Source organism: Pseudomonas lini (assembly GCF_964063345.1).
Lineage (GTDB): Bacteria > Pseudomonadota > Gammaproteobacteria > Pseudomonadales > Pseudomonadaceae > Aquipseudomonas > Aquipseudomonas lini_B.
The window spans coordinates 910,577-925,980 of record NZ_OZ061318.1; the positions used below are offsets into that span (position 1 = coordinate 910,577).

General features: G+C 57.6%; 12 protein-coding genes. 4 read left to right on the forward strand and 8 right to left on the reverse strand.

Translation table 11 applies throughout. From position 1 onward, the window contains the following. Positions 1–394: 394 nt before the first annotated feature. The 3 genes from AB3226_RS04260 to AB3226_RS04270 form a co-directional block, all read right to left on the reverse strand. The gene (locus AB3226_RS04260) at positions 395–3,481 is read right to left on the reverse strand and encodes an efflux RND transporter permease subunit (protein WP_367372141.1); all 3,087 of its coding nucleotides are present in this window, start codon (positions 3,479–3,481) and stop codon (positions 395–397) included. Then, positions 3,478–4,599, reverse strand: a complete 1,122-nt coding sequence (locus AB3226_RS04265; RefSeq protein WP_367372142.1) for an efflux RND transporter periplasmic adaptor subunit — start codon at positions 4,597–4,599, stop codon at positions 3,478–3,480. The genes AB3226_RS04260 and AB3226_RS04265 overlap by 4 nt, the downstream gene beginning before the upstream one ends. A gap of 177 nt (positions 4,600–4,776) precedes the next feature. Next, complete coding sequence (locus AB3226_RS04270) at positions 4,777–5,397, reverse strand: TetR/AcrR family transcriptional regulator (RefSeq protein WP_367372143.1); 621 nt, start codon at positions 5,395–5,397, stop codon at positions 4,777–4,779. 87 nt (positions 5,398–5,484) lie between these two features. On the opposite strand from AB3226_RS04270, the gene AB3226_RS04275 reads away from it, so the two are divergent. After that, a complete protein-coding gene (locus AB3226_RS04275; RefSeq protein ID WP_367372144.1) occupies positions 5,485–6,954 on the forward strand; it encodes an efflux transporter outer membrane subunit in 1,470 nt (489 codons plus the stop codon). Positions 6,955–6,992: 38 nt separating this feature from the next. Here the strand turns inward: AB3226_RS04275 and surE are convergent, their stop codons facing one another. Beyond that, positions 6,993–7,787: a 5'/3'-nucleotidase SurE gene (gene surE / locus AB3226_RS04280; protein WP_367375749.1), complete on the reverse strand. Its 795-nt coding sequence runs from the start codon at positions 7,785–7,787 to the stop codon at positions 6,993–6,995. Between the two features lie 104 nt (positions 7,788–7,891). Between surE and AB3226_RS04285 the strand changes: the two genes are divergently transcribed. Continuing rightward, entirely contained in the window at positions 7,892–8,320 is a 429-nt protein-coding gene (locus AB3226_RS04285) for a MarR family winged helix-turn-helix transcriptional regulator (protein WP_367372145.1), read from the forward strand. A gap of 122 nt (positions 8,321–8,442) precedes the next feature. Here the strand turns inward: AB3226_RS04285 and AB3226_RS04290 are convergent, their stop codons facing one another. Further along, positions 8,443–9,960: a nucleobase:cation symporter-2 family protein gene (locus AB3226_RS04290; RefSeq protein ID WP_367372146.1), complete on the reverse strand. Its 1,518-nt coding sequence runs from the start codon at positions 9,958–9,960 to the stop codon at positions 8,443–8,445. Positions 9,961–10,203: 243 nt separating this feature from the next. Here AB3226_RS04290 and AB3226_RS04295 point away from each other — a divergent pair, with 243 nt between their 5' ends. Together AB3226_RS04295 and AB3226_RS04300 are read left to right on the forward strand one after the other, a co-directional pair. Continuing rightward, complete coding sequence (locus AB3226_RS04295) at positions 10,204–10,485, forward strand: BrnT family toxin (RefSeq protein ID WP_367372147.1); 282 nt, start codon at positions 10,204–10,206, stop codon at positions 10,483–10,485. Positions 10,486–10,488: 3 nt separating this feature from the next. Beyond that, positions 10,489–10,833, forward strand: a complete 345-nt coding sequence (locus AB3226_RS04300; protein WP_367372148.1) for a BrnA antitoxin family protein — start codon at positions 10,489–10,491, stop codon at positions 10,831–10,833. A 73-nt stretch (positions 10,834–10,906) separates the two neighbouring features. Here AB3226_RS04300 and AB3226_RS04305 read toward each other — a convergent pair whose 3' ends face one another. The 3 genes from AB3226_RS04305 to AB3226_RS04315 form a co-directional block, all read right to left on the reverse strand. Beyond that, on the reverse strand, positions 10,907–11,734 hold the full coding sequence (locus AB3226_RS04305) for an arylamine N-acetyltransferase (protein WP_367372149.1): 828 nt from the start codon (positions 11,732–11,734) through the stop codon (positions 10,907–10,909). Between the two features lie 113 nt (positions 11,735–11,847). Continuing rightward, entirely contained in the window at positions 11,848–12,642 is a 795-nt protein-coding gene (xth, locus tag AB3226_RS04310) for an exodeoxyribonuclease III (RefSeq protein ID WP_123359950.1), read from the reverse strand. Positions 12,643–12,727: 85 nt separating this feature from the next. Continuing rightward, positions 12,728–15,313, reverse strand: coding sequence for an EAL domain-containing protein (locus AB3226_RS04315; protein ID WP_367372150.1), 2,586 nt, complete (start codon positions 15,311–15,313; stop codon positions 12,728–12,730). Positions 15,314–15,404 lie beyond the last annotated feature (91 nt).

The window sequence follows — 15,404 nt, forward strand, 5'->3', positions numbered from 1 at the left end:
TCTCAGCTCTGCATTCTCCCGTTGCCGTTGCCGTTGCCGTTGCCGTGCTCATGAGGTACTGAAAGAACTCGCATAAAATACTGTCTTGATTAGGATAATCGTAGGGATAGAGACTTTAGAAATCAGCATTAATTTATTGTAAAACAGGTACTTAATTTTGCATTCGAGTCCAGGTCGTGGAGCCAGACAAGGTTCCAGAGAAGGCTTTCAAAATCTCTGAAACCCCCGAAAAACCCGCCTTATGGCGGGTTTTTTCGTTTTGGCGTTCCGTCGGATTCCGGTGAATGCCAGCCGTTTTAAGGGTAGAGCCTGGGACGGCATGACAACACCAAAGTCACCAGCAACAGCGATGCAGATGATCGTGCCGCAGCCCAGGGAATGAACTGCACCGATATCAAGCAACATGAGTGTTCGCTGCAAGCTCATGCGCGGGCTCAGGCTTGATCTTGAACCAGAGGGCGTACATCGCTGGCAGGAACACCAGGGTCAGCACGGTGCCGGCAAACGTACCGCCAATCAGGGTGTAGGCCAGCGTTCCCCAGAACACCGAATGGGTCAGAGGAATGAACGCTAGCATCGCCGCCAACGCCGTGAGAATCACGGGCCTCGCGCGCTGCACGGTGGCTTCGACCACGGCGTTGTAAGGCGACAGGCCGGCTTGCTTATTGGAGTGAATCTGGCCGATGAGGATCAGCGTGTTGCGCATCAGAATCCCTGACAAGGCAATCAATCCCACCAAGGCATTGATCCCGAACGGTTGCTGGAACAGCAGCAGAATTGGCACCACACCAATCAGACCCAAAGGCGCGGTGGCGAACACCATCATCATTGCCGACATCGAGCGCACCTGAATGATGATGGTCAGCAACATCAGCGCAATCATGATCGGGAACAACGGCAGCAATGCCTTGTTTGCTTTACCCGACTCCTCGATCGCGCCGGCAAACTCAATGCGGTAGCCCGCAGGCAGTTTTTCGATGATGGGCTGCAACTGCGTTATCAAGGCGTTGGAGACATCGGGAGGCTGAAGACCTTCAGCCACGTCACCGCGCACGGTGATGGTCGGCGTCCGATCACGACGTCGCAGGATGGGCTCTTCCATGCGCACATCTACCGCCCCTACCTGGGACAGCGACACGCGCTGCCCTTGGGCGCCGGTCAGCGTGAAGGCGGCAATTTTCGACGGATCCAGACGCGTCTCTCCCGCCGAGCGAGCGACCACCTGAACCGCACGAATGTCCTCACGCACCTCGGTGACAGGCACCCCCGTGAGCAGGAATTGCAACTGTTGCGCGACATCGCTCGAGGTCAAGCCGAATGCTTGCAGGCGATCCTGATCCAGCGTGAGATGAAGTGCCGGTGTGCGCTCGCCCAAGTCGGTGTTGACGGTCCTCATCAGGGGGCTGGCGGTCATGACCGCACGCACCTGCGCGGCGATATCTCGTAACACCGCGGGGTCGGCGCCCATCACCCGGAAGGCCACCGGATACGGTGAATAAGGACCAAATACCAACTGCGTTACCCGCACCCGAGCTTCAGGCGCCAAGCCATCGGCCGCGGCTTGTCTGAGGCGGAGCTTGAGCGCCTCACGCTCTTGCTGATTCGCGGTCAGGACGACGATTTTTGCGAAGGATGGATCGGGTAGTTCAGGGGCCATCGCCAAGTAGAAGCGCGGCGCGCCCTGGCCAATGTAAGCGGTGACGATCTTGGCCTCCGGCTGCTGAGCCAACCACGCCTCGACCTTGGCCGCCGCCACATCAGTCTGTTCGATAGAGGTGCCGTAAGGCATCTGCACCTCAACCAGCACCTCAGGTCGGTCGGACGTTGGAAAGAACTGCTTGTTGACCACGCCCATGCCCAGAATCGCAACAACAAACAAGCCAACGACGGATGTCGCCACCAGGCCTTTGCGGCGGATAACACTGCCCAGCAGGCGCCTGAAACGCTGGTAGTTCGGCGTACCGTAAATCGCCGTATGCCCGCCTTCAGGCACCTTGATCTGCGGCAGCAGTTTGACGCCCAGGTAAGGTGTAAACACCACGGCCACCACCCAGGAAGTGATCAGCGCAATGCCAACGATCCAGAACATGTTCGCGGTGTACTCACCCGCGGTCGACTTGGCAAAACCGTTGGGCATAAAGCCGATCGCCGTCACCAACGTCCCCGACAACATCGGCGCGGCCGTGTGGCTCCAGGCATAAGCGGAGGCCTTGATTCGGTCGTAGCCCTCCTCCATCTTCACCACCATCATCTCAATGGCAATGATTGCATCGTCCACCAGCAGCCCCAGCGCCAGAATCAACGAGCCCAGGGTAATTCGATCGAAGTCCTTGCCCGTGGCCGCCATGACAATGAACACGGCCGCCAGGGTCAGCGGCACCGCCGCGGCAACCACAACGCCAACACGCCAGCCCATGCTGAGAAAACACACCAGCAGCACCACGCCCAAGGCAGCAAAAAACTTCACCATGAACTCATTGACGGAGGCGCCAATATTCACCGCCTGATCCGTGACCTTGGTCAGGCTCATGCCCAAAGGCATCTGCTCGTTGATCGCTGTCGCCTCAGCCTCCAGCGACTTCCCCAGGTCCAGACCGTTCCAGCCATCGCGCATGACCACGCCGAGCACCAATGCGGGCTCGCCATTGTTGCGTACCAGGAACGTCGCGGGATCCTCATAACCGCGCTTGACCTCAGCCACATCGGACAACTTGAGGGTTCTGCCCTGCACCGTCAGTGGGGTATTACGAATCTTCTGCAGGTCATCAAACGCGCCATCCAGGCGGATGAAAACCTGTGGCCCCTTCGCTTCTACCGAACCGGCCGGGGTTATCATGTTTTGCGTGTTCAACGCACTGAATATGTCTCGTGCAGAAATGCCCAGTGTCGCCAAACGCTCGTAGGACAACTCGACAAAAATACGCTCGGCCTGTTCGCCGATGATGTTGACCTTCTTCACACCCGCCACATGCAGCAAACGCTGGCGCAAGCTCTCGGCTTCGCGCACCAACAGACGTTGCGGCTCACCCTTGGCCTTGAGCGCATAGAGCGCGAAGGTGACATCGGAATACTCATCATTGACCATCGGGCCGATCACCCCGGATGGCAACCCCTTCTGCTCATCCAGGATTTTCTTGCGCGCCTGGTAAAACTCCTCCTGGACGGCTGAGGGTGGCGTGCTATCGAGCAGATAAACCGTGGTGAATGCCAAGCCGGGCCGGGTAAAGGTCTCGCTCCTATCGTACCAACGCAGTTCCTGCATGCGTTTTTCCAGCTTTTCTACCACCTGGTCTTGCATCTCCTGGGCCGTCGCCCCAGGCCAGGCGGTGACCACCGTCATTTGTTTAATGGTGAATGCGGGGTCTTCCGCACGCCCCAGTTTAAAGAAGGCGTACAACCCACCCACAGAAATCAGCAGGATCAAAAACAGGGTGATTGAGCGCTCGCGTACGGCCAGCGCCGAAAGATTGAAACCGCTCATCGACTTACCTCAACCACTGAATTTTGCGGAGCATCGGCGAGCTCAGTCCTGACCTTCTCTCCCTCACGCAGCAAGTGAGCACCCAATGCGACAACACGATCACCCACCTGCAGATCACCCGTCACGCGCATGCTGGCCTCATTATTCAGGCTGCGAACCTTGATCGGGCGCCATGCCACCTGCTCCGGTTCCCCGCCAACCACCCAGACTCCCGGGCCTTTACCGGCGTCGTAGAGGGCCCCAATGGGCACCTGTAATTCCTTGGCATCAGCAACATCCGTGTCAGCGATAACTACTGAGATCGTCGAACCCAGAGTCGCGTTGGAGAGCGCCCCCTCCAGCACATAACGCGCTTCAAACGTTCGGGTCTGTCGGTCGGCAGAGTCGGACAACTGGCGTAAACGCGCTTTACCTGCAGTCTGGTGCTGGCCGTATAGCTCAACCGTCGCCGCCGAGCCTAGCGCAGGACGTAACGTCTCGGGCAACTGGATCACCGCCTCGCGTTGCCCTGAGTGGGCAACACGCACCACCACCTGCCCTGCGCCAACCACCTGCCCCGGCTCAGCCAAGGTGTCCACTACCACTCCGTCAGCATCAGCCAGTAACGTCGAATAACCGGTCGCGTTTTTCGCCACATCAGCCTGGGCCTGGGCAGCGTTTAGCTGAGCTTTCGCCGAGTCGGCCGCCGCTTTGAACCCTGCGTAAGCTGAAGCGGATACCGCTCCGACGGACACCAGATCACGGTAGCGACGCTCATCATCGGAGGCCTGCCGAGCGCGGGCCATGGCGGCCAGTACCGCTTCCTGCTGTGCCCGCGCGGTCAGCGTCAGGTCGTTGGCATCGATTCGCATAAGGGGCTGCCCGCGCTTGACACTCTGTCCAGCATCCACCAAACGCTCCAAGACCTTCCCTGGTACCCGAAAACCGAGATCGCTCTGAACTCGAGCCGCGACGATACCGGTGAATACCCGTGCCGCAGGCGCGGAGGGTTGAACCACGCCGATGCGCACCAAGGGCACTTGAAGGCGAGGATCGGCAGGCGTGGCCCCGTTGCAGGCCGCTAAGGCAAACGGCAACAAGACAATGAAAATGAGTGGCATGCGGTGGCGCTGGATCATAAAGACCTCTCGGTAGCGGATGCATCATGTTTATTCAAGTGACCATTTCTGTCAATGGTCACAGTCAAGACGAATAAACATCGCCCACTTCATCAGAGCAAAGCAGAGAAGCTTGATATCCAGTTTTTTCAGGCGCACACGCTGATACGGATGCGTAGCGCATCCGTCAGCAGAGGTTTAAGGCATCAGGCTGCGCAGAACAAGATTGGAGATGAGCGAAGGGGCTTCTTCAACAAAATCGAGGTTGTACTGCAATAGCAGAGGATTGATGAAGGGCCGCAGAGCGAGATGAATCGCCTCAACCGTCTCGTCCAGCGGTGTCTTGCGTTCAAACTCGCCGAGTTCTCGCCCCTCACGCACGATTTGCAGCACGAAGTTCTTGATCTGAGCGTCATAGACTTGCGAGCTCGGCCAGCGCTCCGATGCGGAGAACGCCGCGATGTCATAGAGTTTACGGTCGTTAAAGAACAGGCTCACACCTGTAGCGATCAGGGTTTTGACCAATCGCCGAAAACGTTCAGTCTGCGAGATGCCGTCTGCATTGATGGCCTGCTCCACGGCTGCAACGATTTCCGTCAGGCAATTTGTACAGATAGCGTTACCAATCGCCTGCTTGGATTCAAAGAATTTGTAGATGTAAGCCTTGGAAAAGCCGATGGCCTTGGCTAGGTCAGAAACCGTTGTTTTGCCATAACCGTACTGACTGAAATGTTCGTTGGCCGCCGCGACAATCTGGTCTCGAATGTCGTGATCGGCTGGGCCACGGGCGCTGGGCGAAGAAACTGATGGCTGATTCATGCGAGCAGCTTACTCATCCCAAAGGTGGTTGACAACTTGTGACCAAATTGTAATATCGTCACAAATCGCCCCTTTCGCAGGTATCGCATGCACCCTTCTCCTCGTTTCGCCGTCTTACTGTGTTTGGGTGTGGTTGCAGGTTGCGCAGTGGGCCCCGACTACTCAGAACCCAGTGTGGAATTGCCCGAGCATTTCTCGGCTCAAACGTCCAGGACACGACAAGTGGCCGCCGCAAACGCCGATCTCGCCGCTTGGTGGAACGCATTTAATGACCCAATACTCAGTCAGCTGATCAATCGAGCACTTGAACAGAACCTCGATTTAGCCCAGGCAAGCGCAAGGATCGAGCAGGCTCGCGCCGGTTTGGGCGCAGCTAACGCAGCCCTCCTGCCGTCGGCTACCGTCAGCGCTCAAGCGGCCCGAGCCCGTCAGTCATTGGAGACTCCGTTGGGCCAAGTGCTGAATTCAGACCCGTCCTATAATCGCTACGGCAATGCCTATGAAGCGAATCTAAATGCCGGCTGGGAGCTGGATGTATTTGGCGGGTTGCGCCGAGGTAAAGAAGCCGCCTTCGCCGATTATCAGGCCTCGCAAGCCGGAGCGATTGCCACACGCTTGGCAGTGATCGCGCAGACAGCCGATCTTTACATCAGCATCCGAGGCCTTCAAGCACGCCTGGAAATTGCCCGGCATCAAGTAGACACGCGACAACAACTGCTCACCACCATCGAACACCTCTACGCAAAAGGACTGGCAGCTGAACTGCAGTTGAACCAGACCCAAGGAGCGCTGAATCAAGCGCAGGCAACCGTGCCGGTACTGCAAGCCGGCCTTGACGCGGCAATGAACGCGCTGGATGTCATGCTGGGCAAGGCACCGGGCACTTATAGCGCGCAGTTGACCAAACCAGCGCCTATCCCTGATGTGCCAGGCCTCACGGACATGGGTGCTCCGGCCGATCTGCTGCGTCGGCGTCCAGACTTGATCGTTGCCGAGCGCCGTCTTGCGGCATCCAGCGCGCGCATCGGCGAAGCCATGTCCGAATACTACCCCAAACTGTCTGTGGCTGCGCTGCTCGGCAGCGCTACATCGGTCTCCAGCGCAAACCTGTTCAGCAACGGCGCCAGCCAGGCTTCGGCGGCACTGGGATTACGCTGGAGGCTGTTCGATTTTGGCCGCATCAACGCTCAAATTGATTTGGCGAAAGGCCAAGAAGCCGAAGCCTTGGCCGCTTACCGCCAGTCTGTTCTGCGGGCCTGCGAAGATGTCGAAAGCGCTTTTTCGGCGCTGATCAACCGCGAGCAACAATCGACAAAACTCGCCCAGGGCGAGTCGGCGTATGCGAAAGCCAGAGCGACGTCGTTTGCCGCCTATGAAAAAGGCGTGGTCAGCCTGATCGAAGTACTGGATGCCGATGAACATCTCCTAGCGGCATCAGATGGTAGAGCCCAGGCACAAACTGAATCGGCTCGCGCTGCAGTGGCCACGTTCAAAGCATTGGGCGGCGGTTGGCAGCGAGACGACTCAAATACTCGTATTGTCTCAAAGGCACTGTAAGACCTCAGATGCTCGCAATAAGTAGACACTAAGCCGTGCTAATCCACGAGCGAGTCTCGATTCTGTTGCCCAAGCGATACAAATGCCTTGTCATATGTCCGCTCAAATTGCAGCGGTGTCACGGTAATGTGCCCAGCAAGAAGCTCGGCCGTTTCAGTACCCGCTGTATCGGCTTGTGTGTGCCTATCCAGGCTCAGCCAGTGATACTGAAGACCACGAGGATCATTTTCTGTGCGTACCGATACACCGCTCAAACGCCCGAATCCTTGGCGTGTCAGTTTCAATGGAAGCACGGCGGCCAAGGCGCAGCTGGGGAAATTGATGTTCAAGCAAACATCCTTCGGCCAGTCCATGTCCATGAGCTGGGCGATGACTTGCGGCGCATGATTGAGCGCGTTTTCCCAAGGCACAGCACTCCTGTCGGTAAACGACTGGCTCAACGCGATAGATGGAATCCCAAACAGCAACCCCGTCATGGCTGCCCCAACCGTGCCCGAGAAAACTGTTTCGACTCCCAAGTTCGCGCCTCTATTTACTCCTGACAAAATCAGATCAGGACTGTCGTGATTGAGCAGGTGCCCTAGTGCCATTGCCACACAATCCCCCGGCGTCCCGGTGACTGCAAAGCGTCTGGCGCCATGAAAGCTCAGCCGCAAGGGAGTGTGAAGACTAAGCGAGTGAGAAGTCCCGCTTTGATCGAGTAACGGCGCTACAACCCAAACCTCCCGTGCCATTTGAGACGCAATGCGCTCCAAAACCTTGAGCCCCGGAGCATCAATACCGTCATCATTGGTGAGAAGAATCCGCTCGAATCTCGGCTGGTCATTAGGCATCTTAATCCCCGTCATGATTTTTTCCGGCCGAGTCTGAGAGTGAATACCGTTGCAGGCCGCATTTAGCTATAATTACATAGCTATTTTATTATAGGTATAGCCGTATGGATATTTCGTTGTTTCGTGAACGAGCGACTCGACTAAGCAAACGTCTGCGTCAGGAAGCACAAAATCACCCTGAAACGTGGTCGCAGATGTTGGTCTTGAGTGCAATTGACCAAATGGACGGGACGGCGACGCCTTCGAAAATTGCAGAAGCAGAAAACATGCGGTCGTCGAACCTGGCCTCTCTGCTGCGCGACCTGGACGCTCGTGAGTTGATTACGCGCACTCAAGACACCAGTGATCTTCGCCGCACATGGATAGGGCTGTCCGAAAAAGGCAGGTTGGTATTGCAGGCAAGCCGAGATCGGCGTGATGAATGGCTCGGCAACGCGGTGCAAGCCTGCCTTTCGGATAAAGAACGCAAACAACTGGAAGCTGCTGGAATGCTGATGGAGAAGCTGAGCGGCTATAGAAAGTTAAGCGATTAGCAAAATCAAAAGATCGCAGCCTGCGGCAGTTCCTACGGGGATCGCATCGCACACGAATGCCTGTAGAAACTGCCGCAGGCTGCGATCTTTTGATCTACCTGCCTGTTTACCGGGTACCGCCGTCAGACATGCTCACTGTTTTTCGCATGCACCGCCCGCAGCTCTGTATGCCCATGCTCTACCTCCACCACCGGAATCTCATTTCCCTCGCAATCACGCAGCTTACCTTCGCTGAAGTAATCCCCTTCCCGCAATGCCGCCAGATCCTGATAACGCAAGACCCGCTCGGTACCGGCCGCAAACACCGATTGTTGATCCGAATTGCCGGCAGTGAGGTGGTTGAAGGTCAGGTTCAGCACGATGGCCATGATCGCCGAGGAGCTGATGCCCGAGTGGAAGATCGTCGCGAACCAGCTGGGGAAGTGATCGTAAAAGTTCGGTGCAGCGATGGGGATCATGCCGAAACCGATGGAGGTAGCGACGATGATCAGGTTGACGTTGTTGCGGTAGTCAACCTTGGACAGCGTCCGAATGCCGCTCGCCGCCACAGTGCCGAACAACACAATGCCGGCGCCGCCGAGGACGGAGGTCGGGACGGCGGCGATGACCCGGCCCATGAAGGGCAGCAATCCGAGCACCACCAGGAACACACCACCGGTGGCCACCACGAAACGGCTCTTGATCCCCGTCACCGCCACCAGCCCGACGTTCTGGGCGAAGGCGCTCTGGGTGAAAGAGCCGAAGATCGGCGCGATCATGCTCGACAGCATGTCGGCGCGCAGGCCGTTGCCCAAGCGTTTGGAGTCGACTTTGGTGCCGATGATTTCACCGACGGCCAGAATGTCGGCCGAGGTTTCCACCAGGGTCACCATGATCACAATACACATCGACAGAATCGCGGCGAAGTGGAACGTCGGCATGCCGAAATGGAATGGTGTCGGGAAGCCGAACATCGGGCCTTGGGTGACGGACGAGAAATCCGCCATGCCGAGGAACACAGCGATGACTGTGCCGATGACCATGGCCAAGAGGATCGACAAACGGGAGATGGTCGCACTGCCGATCTTGCTCAGCAGCAGTACCAGCACCAGCGTTACTGCCGCCAGGCCAATGTTCGCCATGCTGCCGAAGTCCGGGGCATGGCTGTTGCCGCCCATGGCCCAGCGCGCGGCTACCGGCATCAGCGTCAGGCCGATAGTAGTGATCACAATGCCCGTCACCAGCGGCGGAAAGAACTTGGTGATTCGCGAGAACACCGGCGTGATCAGCAAACCGATCAGCGACGCGGCAATCACCGCCCCGAGAATCGACTGAAACCCGCCCTCCCCACCACTGCTGACAATCGCCACCATGGTCGCAACGCCGGAGAACGACACGCCCTGTACCAGCGGCAACTGACAACCGAAAAACGGCAAACCCAGGGTTTGCAGCAGTGTCGCCAGCCCCCCTGCAAACAATGAAGCAGCAATCAACAAACCGATGTCCGCCGGCGAGAGACCGGCCGCTTGGCCGATGATCAAAGGCACCGCGACGATACCGCCATACATGGTCAGAACGTGTTGCAGGCCGTAAGCCATATTCGCGCCGATCCCGAGATTCTCATCCTCAGGCCGTTGTTGTGAAACATGGGGCGTTTTCATGGTTGGGGAGTTCCCTGGTTTTTGTTGTGCGCACACTGTATTCAATAGTCAGGACAAATGTCTATAGAGTTGTATACAACTAACCAGTCAGATTATGGACAGATATTCACACTGCCCTTTAGCCAGCCTAAAAAACTCTTGAAATACATCCTTCCTCCCCTTTCCCTCCCCACCGCTAATCTTTTGCTTTCCAAGCGACCGCCGGCACGGCCGCCCCTCGCTTATACATATAAAGTATGCATAATGAAGTCATTCGAAATTCAGTACCACAAGGCAAAGAACGCGGCCAACAAACTAAAGCATCAAGGCGTCAGCCTCGCAGATACAGAACCCGTGTTTTATGACGAACGAGCTCTGATGCTTCAGGACAACCACCATGATGAGCCGCGATGGATCATCATCGGGCTGGATGCCAAAGGTCGACTGCTGGTCGTTGCATACACCTACCGCGACCCGAATTTCGTGCGAATCATTTCAGCGCGCATCGCCACTAAAAACGAGCGTCGCCACTATATGGAGGCTTGACCGATGAAAGATGAATACGACTTCAGCAACGCCAAACGTGGAGCGGTCGCCTCCAGCAAAGGCAAGACCCGAATCACCATCATGCTCGATGATGTCGTCATAGAGGCCGCGCGTGCGTCGGCAGAAAGCGAGGGGTATGGCTACCAGACGGTGATCAACAATACCCTGCGCCAGGCATTGCTCAGTGATAAGGGCAAAACGATGAAGCCCGATCAGAACACGGCTGTTGCAAGTGTCGGGCATCTCAAAAAAGGCATCACCGCCTCGGAGCTGAAAAGCCTGGAGAAAAAATTGTTAGAAGCCCTCAATGAAATCCATCACGTGATGGAGCTTGAAGTTCGCTCCTGAACAAAAAACCGACCAAAAGAAAAAGGGGCGAATTGATCAAATCCGCCCCTTTACGTGTCGCTCAATTTGCCTGCTACACAGGCTTAATCAAGCGCTCAAGCACCTGTTTCAACACTTCCTGCTCCGGCACTCGAATCCCGAATTCGCTTTCCAGTAACCCGATCAACTCGTCCACCTCTGCCACCTCCCGCCGTTCGCTCTCACTGCCCATGCGATGAATGGTAAAGCTGCCGTTAAGCAATGTGCGTCGCCATCCCTCCCCCGTCCGCGCCACCATCAATTGTTTCACAAAGGAAGATTCAGGATGGGTCGAGACGTACCAGTTGCCGAGGGTGTAATCGATGTCTTCCTGACGTTGCAAATCGAAGATGTACATCGCCCTCCATTCACCGCCGACGTTGGCGCGCAGGGTATAGCCGTCGGCGTGCGGTTCGATGCGATAGGATTCGTGGGGGGTGAACTGCTCGGCTTCGGTATCCAGCATCAGCGGTGCGGTGGGCACCATGCCGCCGAAGCCGACGTCGGTGATGTAGCGCACGCCATCCAGGGTTACCAGGCTCAAGCGGTGAGTGCGGGCGGTCCATGCGCCTTCGGGCTGGCCCATGACCACGCGACCGGTGATGCCACGAGCGTCGAAGCCCAGTGCCTGAAGCAAGACCAGGAACAGGTTGTTGAGTTCGTAGCAGTAACCGCCACGACCTTCGCGCAAAACTTTCTGCTCGATGGACGGTAGATCGATGAGTACCGGTTGCCCCAATAGTGTGGTGAGGTTTTCGAAGGGGAAAGCACCTGTGTGGCGCAACTGCAATTTGCGCAGGGTTTCCAGGGACGGCGCCGGGGGGGCGTCGAAGCCCAGCCGTTGCAGGTACAGCGCAAGATTCGTCAGTCGTGTTTCGCTCATCGCTCAATCCTTTATGCAGAGGTCCGCGGATCGCTCCGCCGATGGGCGCCATGTATAAGGGAAAACACGGTCGGACTGACAATTGATTTAGCCAATCGCCGCACACGCCAAGGTTATCGACGCTTGCGCGAACCCAATCGAATCCATGTCGGCGCATGATCGCTGGCATGAGGTTCGTTGCGAACCCAGGCGTCGACACCGGCCTCTTGCAGGTAAGGACTCAGTGCCGGGTTGAGCAGCAGATGATCGATGCGCAACCCCGAGTTTTTCTGCCAGTGCTGCCGGAAATAATCCCAGAAGGTGTAGATCCGCTCCTCTGGATACAGATGACGCAGGGCATCGGTCCAGCCCTGGTCCAGCAACCGCTGATAACAGGCGCGACTCTCGGGTTGCAGCAGCGCGTCCTTGAGCCAGGAGCGCGGGTTGTAGATGTCCAGATCAGTGGGCACCACGTTGTAGTCGCCGGCCAGCACTACCGGATGGTCGCTGCTCTGCAGATCCTTGGCGTGCGAGATCAGCCGCTCGAACCACGCCAGTTTGTAATCGAATTTCGGCCCCGGCTGTGGATTGCCATTGGGCAGATACAGACAACCCACTAGAACCCCGTGCACGGCAGCTTCCACGTAGCGGCTATGGGTATCGCTGTCATCACCCGGCAAACCGCGCCGACTCTCCAGTGGCTGCGCATCACGCGCCAGAATCGCCACCCCGTTCCACGACACCTGGCCGTGCCAGACGGCGCCATACCCGGCCGCCTCCAGTTCGGCGACGGGGAACGCGCCATCGACCGATTTGAGTTCCTGCAAACAGGCGATGTCTGGCTGCTCCCGCGCAAGCCAAGCCAGTAGATTCGGCAAGCGGGCGCGCATGCCATTGACGTTGAAGGTGGCGATTTTCAGGTTCTTCATGATCCGACGCTCGCAACGGATTGGGCGGTATCCAGTTGTGACCGAGGTGCGTCACGGCAGTTGCCGTGGCGCACGAAACAAGCGACTAAAGGTGCGTGCCCTGCGGCGGAAAATCATCCCTTGATGCCTTGAGCAACGGCAGCAGAGCAAACTTGTCCACCGGCCGACTGAGGTAGAAACCCTGCACTTCATGGCACTGGTCCGAGATCAGGAAGTCCAGTTGCTCCAGCGTCTCGACGCCCTCTGCGGTGACGGTCAGGCCCATGGCCTTGCCCAGATTTATGATCGCCTGCACCACGGCGCGGTCATTGCTGCCGCTGCTCATGGACGCAATGAAGCGCTTGTCGATCTTGATCCCGTCGAACGGATACGTGCGCAGGTAACCCAGCGAAGAATAACCGGTGCCGAAGTCGTCCATGTTCAGTCGTACGCCCAACTCCTTGAGCGCATTCATGGTCGCCAAGGCGCCATCGACGTCGATGAGCATCACGTTTTCAGTGATCTCCAGTTCCAGTCGACTGGCGGGCAATCGGCTCTGGATCAACGCCTCCCGGACATCCTCGATCACATCGCTACGGGCAAACTGCACCGGCGACAAGTTGACCGACACCATCATCGCACCGGGCCAGGTCAGGGCCGTCTCGCACGCCTCGCGCAACACCCAGCGCCCTAATGGCACGATCAGATCGGTCTGCTCGGCCAATGGAATAAACGCGTCGGGGTTTAACAAGCCTTGCACCGGATGCTGCCAGCGCAGCAGCGCTTCGACCGAGACGATCTGCTTGCCATCGACGTGATAACGCGGCTGGTAATGCATCACGAATTCGTTGTTCTTGATCGCCTGACGCAGGTCGCTCTCCAGTTGTCGGCGATGTTGGATCTGATCGTTCATATGCGCCGCAAAGTAGCACCAGGTCTTCTTGCCATTGGACTTGGCCTGATACAACGCAATATCGGCACAGCGAATCAGCTCCTCCGGAAGATGCCCCTGGCGCCGACTCAGGGCGACGCCGATGCTCGCACCGATGTGCAGCGTGTGGTGATCGTAATGGATCGGTTGATGCAGGCTGTCGAGCAAGCGCTCGCAAAACCGGTCGATTTCCGCGTGGCTGTCCATGCCGTGGAGCACCAGCACGAACTCGTCGCCACCCAATCGTGCAACCAGATCGATGTCCCGCGTGCATTCGTGCAAACGGATCGCCACTTCCAGCAATACCGCATCGCCGGCCGGATGGCCGAGGGAATCGTTGATCGGCTTGAAGTTATCCAGGTCGATCATCAACAACGTCAGCGCTGCCGATTGCTCTTTCAGTGCCAGCGCGTCTTCGAGGTAGCGCGCCAGTTTGTTGCGGTTCGGCAAACCAGTCAGTGCGTCGTGCATCGACAGATGCTGGATCTGCGCATGGGCGGCGACCTCATCGGTGATGTCGGTGGCCGTCCCGCGAAAACCCAGCACCGCGCCCTTGCTCTGGATCGGTCGCGCCGACACCCGGCACACCCGTTGTTGCCCCGACTGATCGCGGTAAGAGCAGCGCAAGTGGCTGACGGCTTGCTCCTCATCGAGTTTGTTCAGCCACAGCGACAAGGGCGTGGTATCGCAGTTGAGCAATTGGCCGATGTTCTGCCCCAGCCATTGCTGATCGGAGAATCCGGTAACGGTGCTGAAGCGCCCCGACAGATAGGTGATGCAGTGCTGGTCATCGATTTCCCAGATCCAGTCGGACGCGGCTTCGGCCACCGCACGAAAACGTTCTTCGCTGGCCTCCAGCGCCTGATTCGACAAGTCGAGGCTGGTGTAACTGGCATCCACATGCCCGGACGTGCGCAGGACATATCGAAAGAAGTAAGCCGTCAACAACGCCAGAATCAACAGCGCTCCGCCCAGTGGCGGCAGCAGCGACCAAAGCAGCTCATGCCCCGGCCGCTCAAGCCGGGAGACCAAACTGTAACCCGTGCCGGTCAGGGCGACGGCTGGCTGACCGGGAACCATGGCGTCGTCGGCCGTCAGGCTCAAATCATTCAACCCGTAATCGGCACCCAGGGTTTTGAGCTTTTCAGGGGTCAACTGGTCGACATATATCAACACCGAGGTGCTCTTGGGATCGACCGCCGGGCGTTCGTCATTGGGTACGATCGCGGCCGCCGTCAACAGCGCCGGTTTGCCTTCGAACAAGGTGTAACGGCTGACGGGCTCGATGAGGCTTTCCTGACTTTGAACCTCGTCTATAAGCGGCGCCATCGAGGTCGACAGATAGGTTGTCGCCTGATCCTGAACCAGCAGCCCGCGCACCGTGGCGTATTTGGATCGCTGACCATCGATCACGAAAACCCCGTCATAGTGATCGATGGTGAACAGGGTTTTACCCACATTCTGATCGACGTAGGCCCACTGCACATCGACCTTATCGTTCAGGTGGTCGTAGGCGGTCGTCCAGTTGGCGTAGCTGGCGATGTAGTTTTTCGAGGCAGTGATGCGGTTCTCAAGTGCGCGTTGCGTGTAGAACGTGGTTTTACTCAGGTCTTCGGCATCGAGCCGTGCGGCAATGCTGAACAGAGCCATCAGCGCGATCAGCACCCCAACCATAAATAGCAGGCCGATGACGAGCATCAGGTTGCGGGTAATCGGTGTATGACGCGCTGGTGCAGCGGTGGTAACGGCAGTCAAATCCATGCACTTGATCCTGTCAATCGATCGCCTTATCGGGTGAGACCGGCGGGGTCTGGTCTGTCGTCATGACAGCCAGGCTCTCCACTGACCATAG